Annotated in this window: 22 protein-coding genes; 13 read left to right on the top strand and 9 right to left on the bottom strand. The window is 68.6% G+C overall.

The window, feature by feature from the left end; translation table 11 throughout:
• Positions 1-4 precede the first annotated feature (4 nt).
• A complete protein-coding gene (gene pstB / locus ACZ3H8_RS25310; protein WP_389191185.1) occupies positions 5-781 on the top strand; it encodes a phosphate ABC transporter ATP-binding protein PstB in 777 nt (258 codons plus the stop codon).
• A gap of 213 nt (positions 782-994) precedes the next feature.
• On the opposite strand, the gene ACZ3H8_RS25305 is transcribed toward pstB, so the two are convergent.
• Both ACZ3H8_RS25305 and ACZ3H8_RS25300 read right to left on the bottom strand, forming a co-directional pair.
• Positions 995-1,993, bottom strand: coding sequence for an inorganic phosphate transporter (locus ACZ3H8_RS25305; protein ID WP_467405509.1), 999 nt, complete (start codon positions 1,991-1,993; stop codon positions 995-997).
• A gap of 5 nt (positions 1,994-1,998) precedes the next feature.
• Positions 1,999-2,619, bottom strand: coding sequence for a DUF47 domain-containing protein (locus ACZ3H8_RS25300; protein WP_307662564.1), 621 nt, complete (start codon positions 2,617-2,619; stop codon positions 1,999-2,001).
• Between the two features lie 194 nt (positions 2,620-2,813).
• Between ACZ3H8_RS25300 and ACZ3H8_RS25295 the strand changes: the two genes are divergently transcribed.
• Entirely contained in the window at positions 2,814-3,146 is a 333-nt protein-coding gene (locus tag ACZ3H8_RS25295) for a metal-sensitive transcriptional regulator (RefSeq protein ID WP_251017580.1), read from the top strand.
• 65 nt (positions 3,147-3,211) lie between these two features.
• Here ACZ3H8_RS25295 and ACZ3H8_RS25290 read toward each other — a convergent pair whose 3' ends face one another.
• Both ACZ3H8_RS25290 and ACZ3H8_RS25285 read right to left on the bottom strand, forming a co-directional pair.
• The gene (locus ACZ3H8_RS25290; RefSeq protein ID WP_467405503.1) at positions 3,212-3,388 is read right to left on the bottom strand and encodes a hypothetical protein; all 177 of its coding nucleotides are present in this window, start codon (positions 3,386-3,388) and stop codon (positions 3,212-3,214) included.
• 80 nt (positions 3,389-3,468) lie between these two features.
• A complete protein-coding gene (locus tag ACZ3H8_RS25285) occupies positions 3,469-4,329 on the bottom strand; it encodes an SCO4651 family lipoprotein (protein WP_467406111.1) in 861 nt (286 codons plus the stop codon).
• Positions 4,330-4,477: 148 nt separating this feature from the next.
• Here ACZ3H8_RS25285 and ACZ3H8_RS25280 point away from each other — a divergent pair, with 148 nt between their 5' ends.
• Positions 4,478-4,657 (top strand): hypothetical protein, encoded by a 180-nt coding sequence (locus tag ACZ3H8_RS25280; protein ID WP_467405502.1) that lies wholly within the window; start codon positions 4,478-4,480, stop codon positions 4,655-4,657.
• A 123-nt stretch (positions 4,658-4,780) separates the two neighbouring features.
• Positions 4,781-6,349 (top strand): FAD-binding oxidoreductase, encoded by a 1,569-nt coding sequence (locus tag ACZ3H8_RS25275; protein WP_467405500.1) that lies wholly within the window; start codon positions 4,781-4,783, stop codon positions 6,347-6,349.
• Positions 6,350-6,457: 108 nt separating this feature from the next.
• On the opposite strand, the gene ACZ3H8_RS25270 is transcribed toward ACZ3H8_RS25275, so the two are convergent.
• From ACZ3H8_RS25270 to ACZ3H8_RS25260, 3 genes are all read right to left on the bottom strand, one after another.
• Positions 6,458-7,183 (bottom strand): phosphatase PAP2 family protein, encoded by a 726-nt coding sequence (locus ACZ3H8_RS25270; protein WP_467405497.1) that lies wholly within the window; start codon positions 7,181-7,183, stop codon positions 6,458-6,460.
• A 249-nt stretch (positions 7,184-7,432) separates the two neighbouring features.
• On the bottom strand, positions 7,433-8,434 hold the full coding sequence (locus tag ACZ3H8_RS25265; RefSeq protein WP_467406109.1) for a C40 family peptidase: 1,002 nt from the start codon (positions 8,432-8,434) through the stop codon (positions 7,433-7,435).
• A gap of 110 nt (positions 8,435-8,544) precedes the next feature.
• Positions 8,545-9,351 carry an SAM-dependent methyltransferase gene (locus ACZ3H8_RS25260; RefSeq protein WP_467405496.1) on the bottom strand — a complete coding sequence of 269 codons (807 nt, stop codon included), beginning with the start codon at positions 9,349-9,351 and terminating at the stop codon, positions 8,545-8,547.
• Positions 9,352-9,576: 225 nt separating this feature from the next.
• Here ACZ3H8_RS25260 and ACZ3H8_RS25255 point away from each other — a divergent pair, with 225 nt between their 5' ends.
• From ACZ3H8_RS25255 to ACZ3H8_RS25245, 3 genes are all read left to right on the top strand, one after another.
• A complete protein-coding gene (locus ACZ3H8_RS25255) occupies positions 9,577-10,002 on the top strand; it encodes a hypothetical protein (protein ID WP_467405494.1) in 426 nt (141 codons plus the stop codon).
• 6 nt (positions 10,003-10,008) lie between these two features.
• Positions 10,009-11,805, top strand: a complete 1,797-nt coding sequence (locus ACZ3H8_RS25250; protein WP_467405492.1) for an alpha/beta hydrolase — start codon at positions 10,009-10,011, stop codon at positions 11,803-11,805.
• 61 nt (positions 11,806-11,866) lie between these two features.
• A complete protein-coding gene (locus tag ACZ3H8_RS25245) occupies positions 11,867-12,301 on the top strand; it encodes a hypothetical protein (protein WP_467405490.1) in 435 nt (144 codons plus the stop codon).
• A 538-nt stretch (positions 12,302-12,839) separates the two neighbouring features.
• Here ACZ3H8_RS25245 and ACZ3H8_RS25240 read toward each other — a convergent pair.
• A complete protein-coding gene (locus ACZ3H8_RS25240; protein WP_467405489.1) occupies positions 12,840-13,472 on the bottom strand; it encodes a hypothetical protein in 633 nt (210 codons plus the stop codon).
• A gap of 643 nt (positions 13,473-14,115) precedes the next feature.
• Between ACZ3H8_RS25240 and ACZ3H8_RS25235 the strand changes: the two genes are divergently transcribed.
• The 6 genes from ACZ3H8_RS25235 to ACZ3H8_RS25210 all read left to right on the top strand — a co-directional run bounded on the left by ACZ3H8_RS25235 (position 14,116) and on the right by ACZ3H8_RS25210 (position 21,454).
• Positions 14,116-14,424, top strand: coding sequence for a hypothetical protein (locus ACZ3H8_RS25235; RefSeq protein WP_005315450.1), 309 nt, complete (start codon positions 14,116-14,118; stop codon positions 14,422-14,424).
• A gap of 163 nt (positions 14,425-14,587) precedes the next feature.
• The gene (locus ACZ3H8_RS25230) at positions 14,588-15,442 is read left to right on the top strand and encodes a hypothetical protein (RefSeq protein ID WP_467405486.1); all 855 of its coding nucleotides are present in this window, start codon (positions 14,588-14,590) and stop codon (positions 15,440-15,442) included.
• Positions 15,432-16,763 (top strand): hypothetical protein, encoded by a 1,332-nt coding sequence (locus ACZ3H8_RS25225; RefSeq protein WP_467405484.1) that lies wholly within the window; start codon positions 15,432-15,434, stop codon positions 16,761-16,763. Before ACZ3H8_RS25230 ends, ACZ3H8_RS25225 begins: the two co-directional genes overlap by 11 nt.
• On the top strand, positions 16,760-18,319 hold the full coding sequence (locus ACZ3H8_RS25220) for an SCO6880 family protein (RefSeq protein ID WP_467405482.1): 1,560 nt from the start codon (positions 16,760-16,762) through the stop codon (positions 18,317-18,319). The genes ACZ3H8_RS25225 and ACZ3H8_RS25220 overlap by 4 nt, the downstream gene beginning before the upstream one ends.
• A 17-nt stretch (positions 18,320-18,336) precedes the next feature.
• Positions 18,337-19,749: an ATP-binding protein gene (locus tag ACZ3H8_RS25215; RefSeq protein ID WP_398987299.1), complete on the top strand. Its 1,413-nt coding sequence runs from the start codon at positions 18,337-18,339 to the stop codon at positions 19,747-19,749.
• A gap of 1 nt (position 19,750) precedes the next feature.
• Positions 19,751-21,454, top strand: a complete 1,704-nt coding sequence (locus tag ACZ3H8_RS25210) for a type IV secretory system conjugative DNA transfer family protein (RefSeq protein WP_467405480.1) — start codon at positions 19,751-19,753, stop codon at positions 21,452-21,454.
• A 21-nt stretch (positions 21,455-21,475) separates the two neighbouring features.
• Here the strand turns inward: ACZ3H8_RS25210 and ACZ3H8_RS25205 are convergent, their stop codons facing one another.
• The gene (locus ACZ3H8_RS25205) at positions 21,476-22,024 is read right to left on the bottom strand and encodes a GNAT family N-acetyltransferase (protein ID WP_467405477.1); all 549 of its coding nucleotides are present in this window, start codon (positions 22,022-22,024) and stop codon (positions 21,476-21,478) included.
• Positions 22,025-22,162 lie beyond the last annotated feature (138 nt).

The following is a 22,162-nucleotide window of genomic DNA, read 5'->3' as shown; positions in this document are numbered from 1 at the left end:
TCACATGGCCAAGCGCATCGACGTCAGCGGCCTCAGCGCCTTCTACGGCTCCCACAAGGCGATCGAGGACATCTCGATGACCGTGGAGCCCCGCTCCGTGACGGCCTTCATCGGCCCGTCCGGCTGCGGCAAGTCCACGTTCCTGCGCACCCTGAACCGGATGCACGAGGTCACCCCCGGTGGCCGCGTCGAGGGCAAGGTGCTGCTGGACGACGAGAACCTGTACGCCTCCGCCGTGGACCCCGTCGCCGTACGCCGTACGGTCGGCATGGTCTTCCAGCGGCCGAACCCCTTCCCGACGATGTCGATCTTCGACAATGTCGCGGCGGGCCTGCGGCTGAACGGCTCGTACAAGAAGAACCAGCTGGCAGAGGTTGTCGAGAAGTCCCTCAAGGGCGCGAACCTCTGGAACGAGGTCAAGGACCGGCTGAACAAGCCCGGCTCCGGCCTCTCCGGCGGCCAGCAGCAGCGTCTGTGCATCGCCCGCGCGATCGCGGTCGAGCCGGATGTGCTGCTGATGGACGAGCCGTGCTCGGCGCTGGACCCGATCTCGACCCTTGCGATCGAGGACCTGATCGGTGAGCTGAAGGAGCGCTTCACGATTGTCATCGTGACGCACAACATGCAGCAGGCGGCGCGCGTCTCGGACCGTACGGCGTTCTTCAACCTGTCCGCGGTCGGCCAGCCCGGCAAGCTGATCGAGATCGACGAGACGGAGCGCATCTTCGCGAACCCGTCGGTGCAGGCGACCGAGGACTACATCTCGGGCCGCTTCGGCTAGGCCGGAACCCATAGACGTCCTGCGGTGCTGCATGGCGGTGCCACCGCAAGGCGAAGGGCCCGCCCCCTCTCCCAGGGGGGCGGGCCCGCTCATTTCAGTTACCCGAGTCCGTGGTGGCCGTGGGCCGGGGGCGTTGACGGTTGCTGCCGGTGGTGGGTTTCGCCGGGAGACTGGCCCTACCGCAGGTCGGGCTGACCAGGGCTGTCGCAGCCGTCAGCCGAAGACCAGGTAGACCACGCCATAGCTCAGCGCAGCGACAATCGCGGCCGCCGGCATTGTGATGAACCACCCCATGACGATGTTCTTGGCGACCCCCCAGCGGACCGCGTTCACCCGCTTCGTCGCCCCCACGCCCATGATCGCCGAGGTGATCACATGCGTCGTCGAGATCGGGGCATGGAACAGGAACGCCGATCCGAACATGATCGAGGCCCCCGTCGTCTCCGCCGCGAACCCCTGCGGCGGATCCAGTTCGATGATCTTGCGGCCGAGCGTCCGCATGATGCGCCAGCCACCCGCGTACGTACCGAGCGAGAGCATCATCGCGCAAGCGATCTTGACCCAGACCGGAATGGTGTCGCCCTGGTTCTCCACATCGGCGATGACCAGCGCCATCACCACGATGCCCATCGTCTTCTGCGCGTCCTGCAGACCGTGGCCGAGCGCCATGGCAGCCGCCGAGACGGTCTGCGCTATGCGGAAGCCGCGTTTGGCCTTGGCCGGATTGGACCTCCGGAACATCCACATGATCGCGACCATCACCAGATAGCCGCAGATCAGACCGACGACCGGCGAGACGAACATCGGGATGACGATCTTCTCGAGCACACCGGTCCAGATGACCTCGGTCCCGCCCGCCAGCGCCGCGCCGACCATGCCGCCGAACAGCGCGTGGGACGAGGACGACGGCAGTCCGAAGTACCAGGTGACCAGGTTCCATACGATCGCGCCGACCAGTGCCGCGAAGAGGATGCCCATGCCCTGCGAGCCCTGGGGCGTCTCGATGATGCCCTCGCTGACGGTCTTGGCGACGCCCTGCCCCAGGAAAGCACCGGCGAGGTTCATCACCGCGGCCATCGCCAGCGCCGCGCGCGGCGTCAGCGCGCGTGTGGAGACCGAGGTCGCGATCGCGTTCGCGGAGTCGTGAAAGCCGTTGGTGTACGTGAATCCGAGCGCGACACCAATGGTCACGATCAGCGCAAAGGTGTCCACGAAGCTCAGGACTCCTTGACCGCGATGGTCTCCACGGTGTTCGCAACATGCTCGAAGGCGTCCGCGGCCTCTTCCAGCACATCCACGATCTGCTTGAGCTTGAGTACCTCGATGGCGTCGTACTTACCGTTGAAGAGCGTCGCAAGGAGCTTGCGGTGAATCTGGTCGGCCTGGTTCTCGAGGCGGTTGACCTCGATCCAGTACTCGGTGAGGTTGTCCATGGTCCGCAGATGCGGCATGGCCTCCGCCGTCAGCTCGGCCGCCCGCGCCAGAACCTCGATCTGCTGCTCCACACCCTTGGGCAGCTCCTCGACCTGGTACAGCACGACCAGGTCGACGGCCTCCTCCATGAAGTCCATGATGTCGTCGAGCGACGAAGCGAGTTTGTAGATGTCCTCGCGGTCGAACGGCGTGATGAAAGAGGAGTTCAGCTGGTGGAAGATCGCATGCGTGGCGTCGTCTCCCGCATGCTCCGCTGCCCGCATCCGCTCCGCGATCTCAGCCCGGCCGGAGGCGTCCGCTCCGAGCAGTTCCATCAGGAGCTTGGAGCCCGTGACGATGTTGTCCGCGGATGCGGCAAACATGTCATAGAAGCTCGTCTCCCTGGGGGTCAGACGAAAGCGCACGTGGGGTCCTCGGGGTGCTCTGGATTTGGTCAGGCTGATGGTAGGCGCATCATCCGGCCACGGCTAACCGGCGTTCCTCAGTGTCGCCCATCGAGCAGCGTGATCAGCACGGGCCCCCGGTCCCGATCCGGCACGATTCGTTACGATATACCCACGAGGGGTATCCACACCCCTGTGGACAGCGGGAGGACGCGATGACGACCACCGAGGCGGCCGGCCCCCCGGTCACGGACCACGACCACGGCGTGCACGGCTACCACAAGCAGAAGGACGAGCACCTGAAGCGGCTGCGCCGGATCGAGGGCCAGATCCGCGGGCTGCAGCGGATGGTCGACGAGGACGTGTACTGCATCGACATACTCACGCAGGTCTCCGCGTCCACCAAAGCGCTGCAGTCCTTCGCGCTCCAACTGCTCGAGGAGCATCTGCGGCACTGCGTCGCAGATGCGGCGGTCAAGGGCGGCGAGGAGATCGACGCGAAGGTCGAGGAGGCGACGAAGGCGATCGCACGCCTTCTTCGTACCTGAGGCGCCCAGTCATTCCTGCCCGGTCATTCCTGCCCGGTCATTCCTGCCGGGTCATTCCTGCCGGGTCATTCCGGCCGGGGGAGCGCAGACCGTTCCGCTGCCACCTTCAGCACCTCGTCGATACGGTCCGGGCTGAGCCGCTCCTCGTCCGCGGCCGACGCCGCGATGATCAACTCGCCACACAGCTCGATCTCGGCGAGGGCCACGTGGTCCTGGACGGTCGTCGTACTGGGAGGAGCCACGTGCTTCACCTCTTCCTGCCGGTATCGACTTCCTAGCGTAGGGAGTGATGCACGCACTGCGCATGGCACGTCCGGACCATTTAGGCCCTGATCTTCCCTGCGTAAATGTCCCGTTGGTCGGGCAGACGCACGGCGACCGGCGTCCCGAAGTCGTACAGCAGAGTGGTCGAAGTGACGGCGACCGTGCCGGTCTCATTGGTGAAGCTGAAGCGGTGGCGCACCTTGCGCAGCCGGCCCTCGTCGTCGAGATACGCGTCGAACGGCACGGTGTCCATGGCGAACCCTTTCGCCGCGGCGGCCAGCGAGGCGCGCGCATGCGGTTCGGCGATCCGTGCGGCCTGGGCGATGTCCGTGATGCCGCGGTAGTGCCGCACCTTCGCCCCGGCGAGCTTCTCTTCGCCGACGTACGTCACGTCCCGCGCGCTGCGCAGCAGTTCGGCGGCGGCGAGCGGATCGGTGGCGCCGCCGGTGACCAGGTTCCCGTCCTCGAGGGTGGTCGTGTCGACTCGTACCCATTTGTCCGTCGGCACGCCCGCGCCGCGGTTCTTCATGTACAGCGCGCCGGGGGCCAGCAGCTCGGTGACCGGACGATGTTCGTCCGCGCCGGCCGGCCCCTTGGGCAGCACGACGGTGAGCTGCCCCATCCGCCGCACGAAGTCGTAGCCGCCCTCGCCCCGGATGGTCACCCGGGTCCCGCCGGTGGCCGTCTCCATGGACGTACGGGCCTTGGCACTCCTTGCCCCGGCGAGCACATCCGCGGCCTTGCGCACCTCGTCGACCCGCGTCTCGTCGGCCCGCGCCAGACCGGCCTGCCCGCCGCCCTGCCGGTCGTCGGCGACGGCGCCCCCGCCGCCGGAGCAGCCGCTGGTCGCCACCGCCCCCAGTACGGCGGCCGCGACGGCGAAAGCCCCGCCCTTGCGCCTGTGCTGCTGCACCACCATCGCCTGCCAACCCCCAACACGGGACCGCTGCTTGTACGAGACGCCCACCCGCCCCGCATAACGACGGCCCGGTCCCCTCGTCACGCCGCTGCCCATGGCCTCTCCTTGCCGCGCCTCGTATTCCACCCGGCCCCAGTACTGTGGAGAAGTGCCTCAGCAAGCCCCACCCGGCGATGCCCCGGCCCCGCACCACACCTCCACCACCGAGCGCGGCTCGTTCGCCGTCGCCCGGTGCTCCTGCGGCTGGGCCGGCCCGGCTCGCCGCTCCCGTGAACGGGCGCGGACGGACGCCGGGTTGCACACATCGGTCCTGACGGAGGGGCACTGACGCATCCCCCGGAGCATCACGCCGCATCGGGCCCGCATCCTCGGCCGCATCACGGACAGCGAAAAACCACCCGCGCCCGGAACCCCCCACCCCGCACAGCCGTCTCGTCCTCCAGGAGGCCCCATGGACCGGCGCGCGCTGCTCACCACCGCTGTTGCTCTGACCGCCGCTGCCTGCACAGGCAACCGCGGCGACGGAGCGACCGCGGCCACCACGACCGCACCCACCCGCAGCGCCTCGCAAGGGAGACCGGCGACCACCTCCGCTGCCGCCGCGCCCGACTGGAACGCGCTCGCGCGCGGGCTCGACGGGAAGCTCGTACGCCCCGGGGACGCCGCCTACCCGACCGCGCGGCAGCTCTACAACACCCGGTTCGACTCGCTGAAGCCGGCGGCCGTCGCGTACGTCGCGGGCGAGGACGACGTCAAGGAGTGCCTGGCCTACGCCAGGGCCCACCGCACGCCCGTATCCATCCGCAACGGCGGACATTCCTATGCCGGTTGGTCGTCCGGCAACGGCCGGCTCGTCATCGACGTGTCCGCCCTGAACCGCGTCGCTCCCGACGGCTCCATAGGCGCGGGCGCCAAGCTGATCGACGTGTACACCGCCCTCGCCCGCAGCGGCCGCACCATCCCCGCGGGCTCCTGCCCCTCGGTCGGCGTGTCCGGGCTCACGCTCGGCGGCGGGCACGGCGTCACCTCCCGTGCGTACGGTCTGACCTGCGACAGCCTCACCTCCGCGACGATCGTCACGGCCGACGGCAAGGTGCTGACCACGAGCGCGAAGGAGAACAAGGAGCTGTTCTGGGCGCTGCGCGGTGCGGGCAACGGCAACTTCGGAGTGGTGACCCGGCTCCGTTTCCGTACGCATCCCACCCCGCCGTCCGTCACCGCCTATCTCACCTGGCCCTGGTCGAAGGCCGCGGCCGTCCTCGCCGCCTGGCAGAAGTGGGGACCTGCCCAGCCGGACGAGATCTGGTCGTCGGCGCATCTCGCGGCCGGTCCCGGCGGCCGCACGCCCACGCTCTCGGTCGCCGCGTTCTCGCTCGGCAGCGAGAGCGACCTGCGCAACGCACTCGACCGCCTCGCCGACCGGGTCGGCTCGCCCGCCCGCTCGGTCTCGGTGCGCCGCCGCAGTTACCAGGACGCGATGCTCGGCTACGCGGGCTGCTCCACTCTCAGCCAGGCCCAGTGCCATCTGCCCGGCACCACTCCGGGCCGTACGAAACAGGGCGCGCTCCAGCGTGAGACGTACGCGGCGGCCTCCGACTTCTTCGACCGCGAGCTCTCACCGGCCGGGCTGCGCGCGCTGATCGCCGCGACCGAGGCGTTCACCCGGATCACGCCCGGCCAGGGCGGGGGCGGCGGCTCCATCGCGCTGACCGCGCTCGGCGGGGCGATCAACCGGGTTGACCCGCTGGCGACGTCGTTCGTGCACCGGCGGTCCAGGGTGCTCGCCCAGTACATCGGAGCGTGGCGTCCCGGCACCCCGGGCTCCGCCCAGCAGGCGTGGCTGAAAAACGCCCATGCGTCGATGCGCCGCTATGCGTCCGGGGCCGCCTACCAGAACTACGTCGATCCCACGCTGACCAACTGGCGCCAGGCCTACTACGGGCCGGCCGCGGACCGCCTCACCCGGCTGAAGAAGCAGTACGACCCGGAGAGGCTCTTCAACTTCCCGCAGGCGCTGTAGGACGTTCGGTTCGCGCGGCCCGTGCGGGGCGCGGCAGCCCATGCAGCCGTGCGGGCTGCGCGGTCCGCGCGGCCCTACGGCCGGTGCCGCCCGGGCGCGCCTGTGGCGTCAGGCCGCGAGATCGTTCTCCCCGGACCCTGGCCCCTCGGTACTCGGCTCCGGAATGTCGAGCGTTTCGTGCCGGTCCGCCGAACCGGCAGCGGGCACCCGCCTCGACCGTACGAGCCGGCCGGTCCGGTCCGATCCGGCGACCGCCGACACCACCGGCGTAAGAAGCGCCAGCGCGAGGGGCGCGAGCAGCAGGGCCACCGCCGTGCCGAGCGCGAAGCCGCCGACCACGTCGGAGGGGTAGTGCACGCCCATGTAGACCCGGCAGAAGCCCTCCGCCAGCGCCAGACCGATCGCGGCGAAGCCGAACTTCCGGTGTGCGACGAAGAGTCCGGCCGCGAGTGCCATCGCCATCGTGGCGTGGTCACTGACGAAGGAGTAGTCGGTCTTGCCGGCCACCAGGACCTCGATGCCCCGGTGGTCCACGAACGGCCGCGGTCGCTCCACGAAGCCGCGGATCGGAATGTTGACCAGCAGCGCGATCCCGGCGGCCAGTGGCGCCCAGATCAGTCCCGCGACCGCCACGGCCGAGTCCTCGGCGGTGCCGCGCCGGCGCACGCTCCACCAGCACCAGAGCACCACCAGGACCATCGCGAGCATGATTCCGTACTCGCCGGTGAACTCCATGGTGCGGTCGAGCCACGACGGGGCGTCCTTGGCCAGGCCGTTGATGTCGCGGAGCAGGCTGAGATCGGGGTTCAAGCCGTCCGACGCGAGTCCAGCCATCTGCTGCGGCCCCTTGCCTTGTCGCCTGGCGCGGCGCACCTGCCGAGTGCGCCGCCTCTACCAACCCCCGCGGTCATTACGGTGTCTGCTGCATGGTCAGTGCCGCTGTCCCTGTCCAGGGAACGGCCTGTTCCCTGTGTACGTTCCACTCTCCACCGAACGATCACCATGACGTTATCGAAGAGTGACACATCGTCGCAGCTCAGGGCCTTGGCTTAGCGGAGAGTTCCGGCCACGTACACCGCTTCGTCATGCTTCCGGGAGGTGCGTGGGCAGCGCTTTCGCGCCATCCTCGGTGACTCTCGTCGCGCCGAAGTAGTCCGGGGTGTCGATCTTGTCGAAGCGGATCACAGCTCCGGTGTACGGCGCGTTGATCATGTACCCGCCGCCGACATAGAGCCCGACGTGCCGGATCGCCCGCGAGTTGGTGAGGTCGTCCGAGAAGAAGACCAGGTCGCCGGGGAGCAGTTCGTCGCGCGAGGGATGCGGACCGGCGTTGTACTGATCGTTCGCGACCCGAGGCAGCTCGATACCCACCGTCTGGTACGCGGCCTGGGTCAGCCCGGAACAGTCGAAACGTCCACCCTGCTCAGGGGTGCCGTTGCCGCCCCACAGGTACTTCGTGCCCAGCCTCTGCTGCGCGAAGTAGATCGCGCCGGCCGCCTGCCGCGACGGCTCGACCCTTCCGACGGGCCGGGCGAAGCTCTTCTCCAGGGTGCGGATGACCTTCACATAGTTCTGCGTCTCGCGGTACGGAGGGACGCCGCCGTGCTTGATGACGGCGTACGCGCCCGCGTTGTACGCCGCGAGCATGTTGTCGGTCGGGTCGCCGGGCGCCTTTTTGACGTATCCGGCCAATTCACAGTCGTACGAGGCGGCAGACGGAATCGCGTCCGCCGGATCCCAGACGTCGCGGTCCCCGTCCTTGTCCCCGTCGACGCCGTGCGTCGCCCAGGTACCGGGGATGAACTGCGCGATGCCCTGGGCCGCGGCCGGGCTCTGCGCTCTGGGGTTCCAGCCGCTCTCCTGGTACAGCTGGGCGGCCAGCAGCGCGGGGTTGATGGCCGGGCAGAGATTGCCCCACTTCTGTACGAGCGGCTGATAGAGCGCGGGCACGGCTCCCTTGGCAAGCCCGACCGCCCGCCCGCCGCTGCCGTTCGCGCCCATGAGCCCGGCGGCCGCGGAGTAGGTCCCGACGACGAGCAGCGCGACGAAGCTCAGGCAGAGCCCGATCCCGACCCCACTGGCCATCCAGACTTTTCGCACGCCCTCAACCCTCTCCCATCCGAGCCGCGTTCCAGCCAGTTTCGGCCCGCGCCTACGGTTCGCGTTCTACGGTTCGCGTTCTACCCGTCTACGTTCTACGACTTGCGCCCGACGCCGCCGAACATGGCGACCTCGTCGGGCTCTTCGCCACCGGCGGCCTCAGGCCGCCAGCGCGAACACGACACCAGACCGGGCTCCAGCATGTCGAGCCCGTCGAAGTACCGCGTCAGCTCCTGCGGGGTGCGCTGTGTGAGCCGGGGCGTGCCGTGCTCGTTCCAGAACGCGACGGCGGCGTCCACATCGGGCACCGCCGGGCTGGTGATGGTGTGGGAGAGAACGAGATGACTGCCGGCGGGCAGCGCGTCCATGAGGCGGCGGACGATTCCGTACGACTCCTCGTCGTCCTCGATGAAGATCACCACCCCGAGCAGCATCAGCGCGACGGGCCGCGAGAAGTCGAGCGTGGCGGCGGCGCGTTCCAGGACGGTGTCGACGTCGCGCAGATCGGCATCGAGGTAGTCGGTCCGCCCCTCGGGCGTACCGACGAGCAGAGCGCGGGCCTGCGCGAGGACGAGAGGGTCGTTGTCCACGTACACGATCCGCGCCTCGGGCGCCGCCCGCTGAGCCACCTCATGGGTGTTGTTGGCGCTGGGCAGCCCGGTCCCGATGTCGAGGAACTGCCGGATGCCGACATCGGAGGCCAGATGGTGCACGGCCCGCCCCAGGAACAGCCGGTCGGCGAGGGCGTAGTCAACGATGCCGGGGTGGAGCTGGCGAATCTGGTCCCCGGCTTCGCGGTCGACGAGGTAGTTGTCCTTGCCGCCGGTCCAGTAGTTCCAGATACGGGCGGTGTGGGGGCGCGAGGTGTCGATCCTGGCCTGTAAGTGCGCGTTGTCGGTCACACCGTCCAAGATATCCAACTCTGCGTAGGGCAGCTGGTGTTGAGGCAGGCGGTTTTGCCGCCCTGGCCGGGCAGTCCGCCCGGAGGCGTACCGGTCTGGTCACCACCCGGTACGCCTACTCACCCCGTATCCGCGTTCGTACTCATCTGTGGCCCCTGCCCTCGTTCGGCTCCCCCACCTGTTGTTAGGTTCGCGGGAGCAATCGGGCGACCACGGGGGCAGCACATGGCACTCAATGCGAAGTGGGAGGAGCTGTTCGGCGGAGACAGCTCTGGAACAAGAATGGCTCTGGCGTCCACTGACGCGCCCGGAGGAGGCGGCAAGGGCGGCCCCGACCTCAAGGCCGACCAGGACCCCTGGACCACCGCCGGCGGGGTGGCGGGCGCGCTGCGCACCTCCACCGTCTCTGCCCTGACGGAGCTCGACACAGCGAGCGACGGCGTGGCGGGCGGCATGGCAGGCTTCACCGCCACGGCCGCACCGACGGAGGTCCGCACGTCCTGGAAGGGCCGCATCACCTCCGTACGCGACGAATGCGGACGGCTCGACGGCGCCCTCAAGAGCGCGGGCAAGGACTTCGGCGAGCGGGAGACCTTCATCAAGCAGAAGATCAAGTCCGCCGGACCGCAGACGCCGAAGAACTGGGGCTGATCCGTCATGCCCACATGGCAGCAACTGCTCGATGCGAAGCTCTGGGAGTACGAGGACGAGGCGGACGGCTGGGGCAGGGTCAGCTCTAGCGCGAACAGCGCCAAGGACCGCGTCGACAACGAGATGCTGGGCAAGATCATGGACACCCAGAAGGGCCTCACCGCAGGCAAGGCAATCGCCGACCTGCAGCAACTCAGCCGCAACTACCAGTACCTGCACACCGAGTGCGGACTGATCCGCACCGCTCTGAACGGACTCGCCGCCGAACTCGCAGGCGTCCAGGGCAAGCTGAAGCGCGCGCTCGCAGAAGTCCCCAAGACATTCACGGTGAACCCCGACGGCTCCGTCGAGTACCCGGTCTCCCCTATGGCCCTGGCACCGCCCGCCTCCGGCGCCGGGACGGCCACCCCCGGCGCCCCCATCCCTCTCCTCCCCGGCAAGGCCGAGGGCGGCAGCGATCCCAACAAGGCCTTGGCCGAGCAGATTGCCGAAGACATCGCCGCCGCCGTCCGGGAAGCCAACGAGATCGACGGCCGGTACGCGGGCGTGCTGCGCAAGCTCAAGACCAGTGCCGGACTCACAGTCGACGAGAAGACACTCATGGACGCCGCGCAGGACACCGAGGCAGTCCAGAAAGCGGCAGGTAAGTACGCCGACGACGCCAAGATCCCCAAGGGCAAGTCGCCCGAAGGGAACGCCGAATGGTGGAAGGGCCTGTCCCAGGAAAGGCGCGACGAGTACGCGACGCTCTACCCGGCCTCGATCGGCGCCCTCGACGGCCTTCCGTCCGCGGTACGGGACGATGCGAACCGCATGGTGTTCGCCGAGACGAGGGCGAAGTACCAGCTGGAGCTGAGCTCGATTCCTGCGGAGCCATCGCCCAAGTTGGTCAGTTATGGGGCTCGCGGAGGCATGGTGTACAGCGAAAAGTGGCTGGAGTGGAAGGAAAAGTACAGCGACCGGAAAGAGCACCTGCAGGGTGTCATGAATGGTATGGCGGCCGTCCAGGCCCGCTTCGACCGCACAGGAGTGAACGGCCTTCCCGAGGCGTACCTGCTGGGCTTCGATCCCGAGAGCAGAGGCGACGGCAAGGTGATCATCGCCAACGGAAATCCGGATACGGCCGACCACACCGCCGTGTACGTTCCCGGCACTTACTCCGATCTCCCGACGATCGGCGGCGAAGACGGCGACGAGACCAACGGAGATCTCGGGCGCAGCGAAAGACTGTGGGCCCAGGGCAACCGCCTCGCTCCCAGCCAGAGCATTTCCACCATTACGTGGCTCGACTACAACGCCCCTGACAACATCACCCCCCAGGCCACGCGTGGCTCGTACGCGGAAGAGGGCGGCCCGGTACTCCATCAGTTCATGGGTGGTCTCGAGACCGCTCAGGGCGGTGCCGACAAGAGTCACACGACGGTCATCGGCCACAGCTACGGCAGCACGGTCGTCGGCGTCGCGACCCAGTCCGGCAGCTGGAAGGACGGCCCGATGGCCGACGACATCCTCGTCGCGGGAAGCCCCGGCATGCAGGTGGATCACGCGGCGGACCTAGGCGTTCGCCCCAACCACGTGTGGGCCATGGGCGCTCCCTACAGTGACGACTCGGTCGTCCGGCAAGGGGGCCGCTTCATGGGCCTCGGCGACAACTGGACCATCCCCACGGACGAATCGTTCGGCGGAAACATCATGAAGAACGACTCGGCCGATCACGGCGGATTCTGGGATGAGGACTCCCAGAGCCTACGGAACCAGGCAGCCGTCGTAACCGGGCAATATGGCAAGGTGGATTTTGAATAGACGACTCGCAGCAGTGTGCACTATCGCAATGTGTGCACTCCTACTAGGAGGATGCTCGCAGATGAACCATGCAGACGTAGCAACTCGCAGCAGCGACAAGGTACGGGAGGAAACCAACCAGGCATCCAGCCGAATTCTGGAGATCATAAACCTGAAGGGGAAGGTTACCGAGCCAGGGGCGATGACTCAGCGATGCTCCGACTACGCTCCCGAGGAGAACATCTACAGAGCCAGTCACCCCTGGAGCATGTACGACGTACCGATCGCGGACATGGAAAAAGCCATGGAACGACTACGCCGCGAGTTGCCCAAGGACGGCTGGAAAATTGTCAAGGACGGCCCCGACAGCAGCCAGGGCAAGTCGCCGCAGATCATCGCGGACTCGGTCAATGGCGAACTCTCCGCTGATATCAGGCTGCACGACAGCAGCAAGCAGCCCAATCAAAAACCACTGCTTGAGGTCACCGTCGCGTCCTCCTGCTACCGGAGCAAATAGGAAAGCCGATGTCCGCTGACGAGCGTTACGGGCAGCCTCGGCCGAATCGCTTTCACTATTCACCCGCTGACGCCCGTTATCGCGGTCACCAGCCGACGGTGATCGATTCGGACGGGCAATCGGGCCAGGAATGGGCTGGGGAGGTCCGACAGCGTCATATTGGTGGGATCTGCTGGCGGCCTCGGGACAGCTGGCCAGGCGTACACATCGCCGCGACAGCGGACGCCGTCGAACTCACTGAGAGCTCGGACCCCGGCGCGTCAGGCTCACCACCACCCACAGAGCTTCGCAGACGTCGTGCGGACCCTCAGAGGAACGCGCGGCGCGCGAGTCCGCCCCGGGATCGATGTCGCCCAGAGGGATGGGGGCCTGGTCCGCCTCCAAGAGATCAGCGCCTGGGCACCATAGTGACCACGCGCAGCAGAATGGGACGGCCTTGTCCTCGGCGTACGCGCGGGCGAGTTCGACCACTTCGCCGAAGGGTCAGGCGCCGCCGCCCTCGTCCTACGGCGTCTACTTTCACCGGTTGAGAACGGACCTAGGCCAGCGGGAGTTTCCAGATGGCATGGTCGCGGTAACCCTCCGAGACGCTGGTCCTGAAGGTCAGGAACTTCGTGCCCGCGGGGACATTGAAACGAAGGGGTACGGTCACACGCTCGCCCGGCGCCAGGCTCTCGGGGAACCACTCCTCCCCCGAGCGGGGTGCCTTCCCGTCGATGGCCGGCTCGGCCATGACCGCATCCATGCCGTAGCCCGCTTCGACCTCTTCGTAGGCGTCCACGTCGAACACCTTGTCCGAGCCATTGATGTACGTCACCGCGAACTCGTACGTCAGGTCGCCGGGCTCCCGCCGGTCGTCGTTGGGCACCGGGGCGATCCGGTGGGCAGGGCTCACCTTGGCCCGCACGCCGTCGTTGTACCGGGCCGTGCCGTCCGGGGCGAGCGGCGAGCCGTAACTGCCACCGGAGGTAAGGCTGGGGGCGGCCTTCGCCCGCGCGTCCGCCGCCCCCGCCATCCCCAGCACGACGGCGCCAAACACGTACGGGAGGACAACCACGGCCGCCATGAGCCCGACCGCCAGGCCGAGCACCTTGGACACCGACCAGGTGGCGCCGCCTCCGGCGACGGAAGTCCGGTCCGGCCACACCCTGTGCTGCTGATCGCGCTTCATAGCCCCGAAACTAGTCGCCACCCCTGGGTGACGGCGTGCGTCAGACCGCTCAAGTAGCCGTAGGTACAACTACTCAAGCAGCCGCTGTCACGGGGTCCGGGTAGTAGGTTCTGTCCGGCGGCGGAGCTGACGTCTACGCGCACCCTGGTCCGCAGTCCCCGTTGATGAGCATCCTGGTCATCAGTTTTCTCGCGGCAGGGTTCTCGAATCGTGGTGCATCCGTCCAGCTCTCTCCGGCAGCTGCCCTCCGGGAACGCATGGCGCTCCTCGCCGCCCCGGAGGAGCGAGTGCAGCTTTCGACGGAACTCCAGGTGGGCGTTGTTGTCGCCGCCGTCCTGACCGTGGCCTCGGGCGGGGCACGACCAGGACGAGACAGCGTGTTCAGCGCCCCCCAAGGGTGGCACAACGACAGTCATTGCCCGGAGTCACCCTCCGTGATACACAGAGTGACCATAGGCACCCATCGCGCCGAACCGGTCCGCGCCGCCGCAGGTCAGGACGGTGAGATCGGTCATACGTGCGGAGATCGGGTAAAGAGACCCGCCAAGTCGGCTTACGCGGGCGATTTCATCAGCGAAGATAGAACGACGGCCCGTGCCGAGGGGCAGGGGCACTGAACAACCCAACAGGGGCGGTGAGTTACATGATCCTGGCAGCCGAAAAGGGCGACATCACCACCATCATCGGCGGAATCGCCCCGAACTGGGGGCCTTTCGGGAGCCTGGGGAACGAGGCCCGAGTGATGATCGAGGTGGTGATGGCCATTGCCATCCTCCTCTGCCTCGGCATCGCGATCTGGGGCGCGGCCAAACAGCGCATCGGCGCGACGGCACTTCGCGACACCTTCAGCGCCGAGCAGGGCAAGGGCCTGATCGTCGCCGGGCTGACCGGCGTCTTCATCATCGGGTCACTGGGGACCTTGTTCACCATCGTGTACGGGATGGCTGTCTGACCCGCCCGTCCGTCCTCTCCGAGCGTGCCCGGCCCACCCTTTGAGGTTGCGTCTCCCTGATGTCGAGTCACCACACCGCGCCCGCGCGGGAAGCAGCACGACTACCGTCGTACTACGTGTCGTACGACGTGGAACTGCGAACGGTTGAGGGGGCATACGCGAGATGAGCCTCGGTGACGAGCACGGCTACGGCGGCGAGCCGGGCGGCCGCACGGACGAGGGCTTCGGCGGCACAGGGCAGACGCGTACGCGTCTGCCGGGCGGCGGCGACACGGACATCTACGGCGGCGCGCGCAGACCGGTGCGGAGCTCACGCTCCCTGATCACGGTGGTGGGCGTCGTAGTGCTGCTGATCGCGGCTATCGCGTTCGCGAACCAGGGCGGGGGTGACGACAACTCGTCAACGACCGACGCGAAGGGCACGGGGACGGCACCGACGGCGGCGACGGGGGTGCGGCCGGTAACGGGGAAGAACGGGGAGATTCCGTCGGGGTTCGCGAAGGACGAGCAGGGGGCACAGAGCGCGGCGGCGAACTACGCGGCTGCCCTTGGTTCTGACGGCATGTTCAACAAGGCGCGCCGACAAGACATCGTGAAGTCCATCGCCGACTCCAGCACGCTGGACAAGCTTCAGTCCGGGTTCGACGCCGACTACTCTCCCGCGTTCCTCGCGAAGATCGGGCTCAATGCCGAAGGCGCCGCCCCGGCAGGCTCCACGTTCGTCAACCGGACCCTTCCCGCCGGCACCAAAGTCAAAGACTTCGCGGGCGCGACCGCCGACGTCGACGTCTGGTGCATGGGCCTGTTCGGGCTGACGGGCGAGAAGTCCACCAAGCCGGTGACGAGCGGCTGGTTCACGGTAAGCGTCAAGCTGAAGTGGAACGGGTCCGACTGGAAGGTACTGGCGACCAGTCAGAAGACAGGCCCGACACCGGTCACGGGTGACAACCCCGTGTCCGGGTCCGACGAAATCGCCGCCGCGGTCAACGAATTCGGAGGGTTTACGTATGCCCGTTAACCCTCATCCTCGTATGCGCTCCATCGTGACCGCCTTGACGGCCGTCCAAACGGCGGCGTTCCTGTTTGCGGTCCGGGCCGCCGCAGCGCCCACACCGAAGCCCACCCCGAGCCAGAGCAGCAACCCGTGCGAGCTCATCGCCGGCCCCGCGCGGGACTACTGCGACAACGGCGACCCCGGCGGCGCCGCCCGCACCGGCCCCCCCGACCCCACCACCGCCCTAGACCCCCTCGCCTCCCTCGCCCGCGGCTGCGCCGACGCCGCCGTGAAAATCGTCGATGTCCTCTCCAACGCCGTGAAGTCCACCGCCGAGGTCGACTTCACCAACTCCGCCTTCCTCGCCCGCTACGCCATCGTCTTCGCCGCCGCCACCATCCTCACCCTCATCCTCTGGCTCCTCGCCGTCGCCAAGCGCGCCATCCGCGGCGTCCCCCTCACCACCGCCATCGGCGAAGCCATCGGCTTCCTATGGCTCACCGTCCTCGCCTCCGCCTTCACGCCGCTGATCCTCTACACCCTCGTTTCCGCCACCGACGCCGTCACCGAGGTCATCGCCTCCGGCACCGGCCAGCAGACCGACGTCTTCTTCGGGAGTTTCAAGGAGGCCCTCCAGAAGGGCGACAGCATCGGCGGCGGACCGATCATGCTGATCGTCGTCTCGCTCGTCACCGTTCTCGCCGCCGGCGTCCTCTACCTCGAGCTCTTCATCCGCGCCGTCCTCCTCTACGTCGGCGCCCTCCTCGGCGTCGTCGTCTACGCCGGACTCGTCGACAAGAACATGTGGGGGCACGTACGCCGCTGGGCCGGGATCATGATCGCCGTCATCCTGGTCAAGCCGGTCATCGTCATCGTCCTCGGACTCGCCGGCGCCCTCGCCGCGGACAAGGGCCCCGACTCCTTCTCCGCCGTCGTCTCCGGACTCGCGATCATCCTGCTCGCCATCTTCGCCTCCGCGATGATCTACCGCTTCGTCCCCGGCTTCGGCGACGAGATCGCCGCCTCCCGCAACAACCGCCTGCAGAACGGCGCCGAGAACGCCGCAGCCGCCGTCATCAGCTCCCCCGCCGCCCTCGTCTCGCAAGGCATCAAGACCCACAGCAGCCGCGGCAACCAGGGCGGCGGCGACAGCAACGGCAGCGCCCCACGCCCGGCCAACCCCCTCAGCGGAGGCGTCGCCGCGCACAGCAGCCGCAACCCCGGCTCGGGCGGCGGGGGCGGGGGCGGCGGACCTGCACCCGCCGCGCCCCCGCCCCGTAGCAGCACACCCGGCACCAGCACCCCGCACAGCAACCGCAAGAGCACAGGAGGTGGAGGGCGTTGACCACCCAGTCCCATCCGATCACGCCCCGCCGTACGTATCTCATCGGCCGGGCCCGGCCGAACGCGATCGTCGGCAAGAACCGCGAGACCGGCGAGATCGCGCTGATCATCGCCGGCGCGTTCCTCGGCATGATGAGCGGGCTGCTGGTCCCCGTCCTGTCCCTGCGGATCGTGCTCCTGATGGGCTTCCCGCTCCTCGCCCTCGCCGCCGTGTACGTCCCGTACAAACACCGCACCTTCTACAAGTGGTTCGAGATCAACCGCAGTTACAAGCGCACCCTGCGCAGCGGCACCCTCTACCGCTCCACCGCCGCCGAGGCCGGCATCCGGCTCGACGGCCGTGAGATCGAGGTCGGCCCGCCCCCGGGCATCGGCCGGATCAACTGGCTCGCGGCCCCCTTCGGCCCGGACGAGATCGCCGTGCTGCTGCACGCCGACCGCCGTACGGTCACCGCCGCCATCGAGATCGAGGGCCCGGGCGTCGGACTTCGCGACAGCGAGGACCAGGAGGCCCTCGTCGACCGCTTCGGCACGCTGCTGAAGCATGTGGCCAACGGCGACGGCTTTGTGACCCGCCTTCAGATGCTGGCCCGTACGCTGCCCGCCGACCCCGACGCGCACGCCAAGGACGTCGCCCAGCGCGGCGACCAGCAGTCGCCCGGCTGGCTGCGCGACTCGTACGACCAGCTCCAGTCGATGGTCTCCACCTCCAGCGAGCAGCACCGCGCGTACCTCGTCGCCTGCATGCACTACACCCGCGAGCTGGCCGCCGAGGCGCACGCCATGGCCCGCGCCGCCCGCCACGCCACAGGTTCCAACTCGCGGAAACTCGACAAGGACGCGGGCCTCGCAGTCGTCATGGCCCGCGAGCTCACGGACATCTGCGCGCGCCTCGCCGAGGCCGACATCCGGGTCCGCCAGCCGCTCGGACAGGGCCGGCTCGCCTCCCTCGTCCACTCGATGTACGACCCCGACCACCCCATCGACCACATCCAGGCGATGACGAAACGCAACGCCTGGCCCGCCGAGCTGGACGCCATGGAGCCCACCTACCTCCAGGCGAAGACCCGCGAGTCGTCCACCCGCGCGCCCTGGTGCCACTCCACCGCCTGGGTGAAGGAGTGGCCGATGACCCCGGTCGGCGTCAACTTCCTTGCGCCACTGCTCGTCCACACCCCCGATGTGATCCGTACGGTCGCGGTCTGCATGGATCTGGAGCCCACCGAGGTAGCCATCGAGCGGATGCTGACCGAGAAGACCAACGACGAGGCGGACGCCAGCCGCGCCGCCAAGATGAACCGGACCGTCGACCCGCGCGACATCGCCGCGCACGGGCGACTCGACCAGAGGGGTGAAGATCTCGCCAGCGGTGCGGCGGGGGTGAACCTTGTCGGGTACATCACAGTGTCTTCGCGGTCGCCGGAGGCGTTGGCCCGCGACAAGCGGACGATCAGGGCCTCGGCCGGCAAGTCGTATCTGAAGCTGGAGTGGTGCGACCGCGAGCACCACCGTGCCTTTGTGAACACCTTGCCGTTCGCGACCGGCATCCGACGCTGACGAGAGGGCACTCCGCCATGCGAGATCCGCTGTCCGTCTTCACGGATGCCTTCACCTCCTTCCTGTTCGGGAAGGTCGAGACGACCCGGCTTCCGGTGCGTACGTCCACGGGCCAGGCACAGGCCGTCTACCTGCCCACCGCCGCGCCGGGCCTCGGCGACTCGGGCGTGATCATCGGCCGCGAGGTGTACAGCGGAAAGGGCTATATCTACGACCCCTTCCAGCTGTACGGCCAGCAGCTGCCGGCGCCACACTGGCTGGTGCTCGGCGAGTCCGGGAACGGCAAGTCGGCGCTGGAGAAGACGTACGTGCTGCGGCAGTTGCGCTTCCGCGACCGCCAGGTGGTGGTGCTGGACGCGCAGGGCGAGGACGGGGTCGGCGAGTGGAACCTCGTCGCCCAGGAGCTGGGGATAACCCCCATCCGGCTCGACCCGATGACGGCGCTGGACGGCGGGATCCGTTTGAACCCGCTGGACCCGGCGATCACCACGACCGGCCAGCTCGCGCTCTTGAGGACCATCATCGAGGTCGCCATGGGGCACGGCCTGGACGAGCGGTCCGGGTTCGCGCTGAAGGTGGCGCATGCGTACGTCAACGAGACGATCGTCGACCGGCAGCCGGTGCTGACCGACATCGTGGACCAGCTGCGGCACCCCGAGCCGGAGTCCGCCGAGGCGATGAACGTCGACATAGACGACGTACGCGCGTGGGGTCTGGACGTGGCGCTGGTGCTGGACCGGCTGGTCGACGGTGACCTGCGGGGCATGTTCGACGGCCCGACGACGGTCGGGATCGACCTCGACGCGCCTCTGATCGTTTTCGATCTCTCCCACATCGACCGCAACTCCATCGCCATGCCGATCCTGATGGCGATCGTGGGTGTGTGGCTGGAGCACACCTGGATCCGTCCCGACCGGAAGAAACGGATCTTCCTGGTCGAGGAGGCCTGGCACATCATCAACAGCCCGTTTGTCGCCCAGCTCTTCCAGCGCCTGCTGAAGTTCGGCCGCCGCCTTGGCCTTTCCTTCGTGGCCGTGGTCCACCACCTCTCGGACGTGGTCGACGGCGCGGCGGCCCGGGAGGCGGCGGCGATCCTGAAGATGGCGTCGACACGGACGATCTACGCGCAGAAGGCGGACGAGGCGAGAGCGACGGGGCGGGTGCTGGGCCTGCCGCGGTGGGCGGTCGAAATCATTCCTACGCTCACTCCCGGCATCGCGGTCTGGGACGTCAACGGCAATGTCCAGGTGGTCAAACACCTGGTGACGGAGGCGGAGAGACCACTGGTCTTCACGGACCGGGCGATGACGGAATCCTCGGGGCCCGCGCTGCCCGAGGACGTAGCGGCCGCGGAGTGGGAGGCGGAGCAGCGTGCGGCCCTCATCGAGCAGCAGCAACTGGGCGCGTCCTCCGAGTCGACGGTGGCATGACATGCGCAACCGGCACCACCGGCACCACCGGCACCACCGGCCAGAGGACGAACGCGGCATCCCGGACGGCCTGTTGGTGGGCCTGCTCGGCTTCCTGCTCGGCCTGACGCTGCTGGTCTGGACGGCAACGGGTCTGGCGGGCGTACTGGCGCGCGGTGCGTGGCCGAAGGGCGTCACGTTCACCAACACGCCGTTGGCGATGCGCGCGCTGGCGTCGAACCCCCACGACCTCCCGGCGGCGTGGCCACAGACACCGACCGCGGAGCTTTCCGGCTACGGCCTGTTCTGGGGCCTGGCGATCGGCGAGTTGATGGTGCTGGTGGTCCTGACGGTATTCACCCTGGGCACGCTGGCCCGCTGGCGAGCAGTCCGCGCGGGGCAAGTGCGGGGTGCGGCGGCGAAGAGGAGCGGTGCTGCGCCGGGCAGGCGCTTGGGGACGGGACCCAACCGGGGCGAGGAACAGGTCACGGGCGGCTGGAAAACCACCCCGGCGGGCCATGACGAGGCCGCCGGCCCGAACCCGGCGCAGCCGGTTGAGGTAACCCCCACGGGCAGCAGCACAGCCACAGCCCCCAACCCCCTTGCGGGGCAAGGCGCGGGCGGGCGGGACCCCAACCCCACCCACGGCCCCGACCCGGCGCAGCCGGGTAACGGCCGCCCCCAACCGCAGGTTGCAGCCCAAGCAGGGGACAGCCGGGAAACCACCCCCGCGGGGGCCGCAGGCCGCAACCCCCTTGCGGGGCAAGGGCCCGGCGGGTGGGAAACCCCCGTCCCCGCGCCCCGCACCCCCCGCCTCCTCTACGGCGACCCCGCCACCCGTCGCCCCACCACCGTCCAGGCCGTCCTCGACGCCGACGGCCCCGCCCTCGTCGTCACCTCCGACCCCACCGTGTGGGCCGAGACCAAAGACGCCCGGGCCAAGCTCGGCCCCGTACTCGTCTACGACCCCGGGCACCTCTGCGACACCCCCGCCCGCCTCCACTGGTCCCCCACCGCACACTGCGAAGACCCCGCCACCGCCCAGGCACGCGCCACCGCCCTCCTCGCCCCCGTACGCCCCCGCGCCCTCCTCGACGCGGCCATGGCCGACACCGCCGAAACGCTCCTGCGCTGCTGGCTGCACGCCGCCGCCGTGGACGGACGCCCGTTCAAACAGCTCCACCGCTGGGCGCTCGGCAGTGGCGCCCATGACGCCGTACGCATCCTCCGTACGCATCCCAAAGCCACCGCCGGACTCGCCGGCCTCCTCGAGTCGGCGCTCACCGCGCACCCCGAACGCCGAGAGATCGCCCAGCAGTTGGTGGTACGCGCCCTCTCCGCCCTCTCCTCGATCCACATCCGCGAGGCCTGTACCCCGAACCGAACGGATTCGCTCACCCTGGAATCTTTTGTCGACGAAGGGGGCACGCTCTACCTGGTTGGGGAGCCCATTGAGGACCCCCGAACCCACCCCGGCGCAATGCCTCTGCTCACCGCACTGGCCTCAGACGTGGTCGAGCACGGCCGCCGCATGGCCGCACGGTCATCCGACGGTCGGCTCGACCCACCAATGACGCTCGTCCTGGACGACGTCGCCGCCGTGGCTCCGCTTCCTCGGCTTCCGGAGCTGCTGGCCACCGGTCAGAGCCAGGGACTGCCGACCCTGGTCCTGCTCCGCTCCGCCGAACAGGCGCGCGCCCGCTGGCCCGAGCCACTCGGCCAGTAGCGCAAACGGACCTGAAGCCCTCTAACGCAGGACCTCGAGTTCCAGCTCCCGCGCCGCGGAATCACCCGGCACGGGCACGGTGTCCCCACTCGCCACGAACCCCATCCGCCGGTAGAACGCCGCGGCCCGCGCATTGCGCTCGTGCACATACAGCCGAACCCGCTTCACCGGCGGCCCGGCCAACCCCCACGACCACTCCATGGCCGCGCGGAACAGCGCCTCCGCGACACCCGCACCACGTGCCTCGGGCCGTACGAACACCGCGACCACATGCGTCTGGTCGACCTTCGCCGCCTCCCCGAACCGCACCTCGCCCGCCGGCCGCTCGACCAGCACGGTGACCGTGCCTGCCCACTGCCCGTCCGTCGCCTCGGCGATGAACTGCCGCCCCACGACCCCCTCGGCGGCTCTGGATGTGCGCTCCTGCCAAAATCCGTCGGGCCGCTCGACGGCCTGCTCGTACGTCTCCAGGAAGGCGATGGGTGCGGCGGGATCACGCAGTGCGGCGAGCCGGATCTCCCGGGCCTTGGCCCACTCCTCCGCGAGTACGGGTCGAATGACATAGTCCATCTCCCGATACTGACCGCGTCACGCACCTCTGAGCAACGCGGTTCTGAACGCAAAAATGCCTCAGTCCCCGGACAGGGTCCGGGGACTGAGGCTAAAAATTGTTCGGCGGCGTCCTACTCTCCCACAGGGTCCCCCCTG

Source organism: Streptomyces sp. NPDC002868, assembly GCF_055563295.1.
This window is presented reverse-complemented; position numbering and strand designations above follow the sequence as displayed.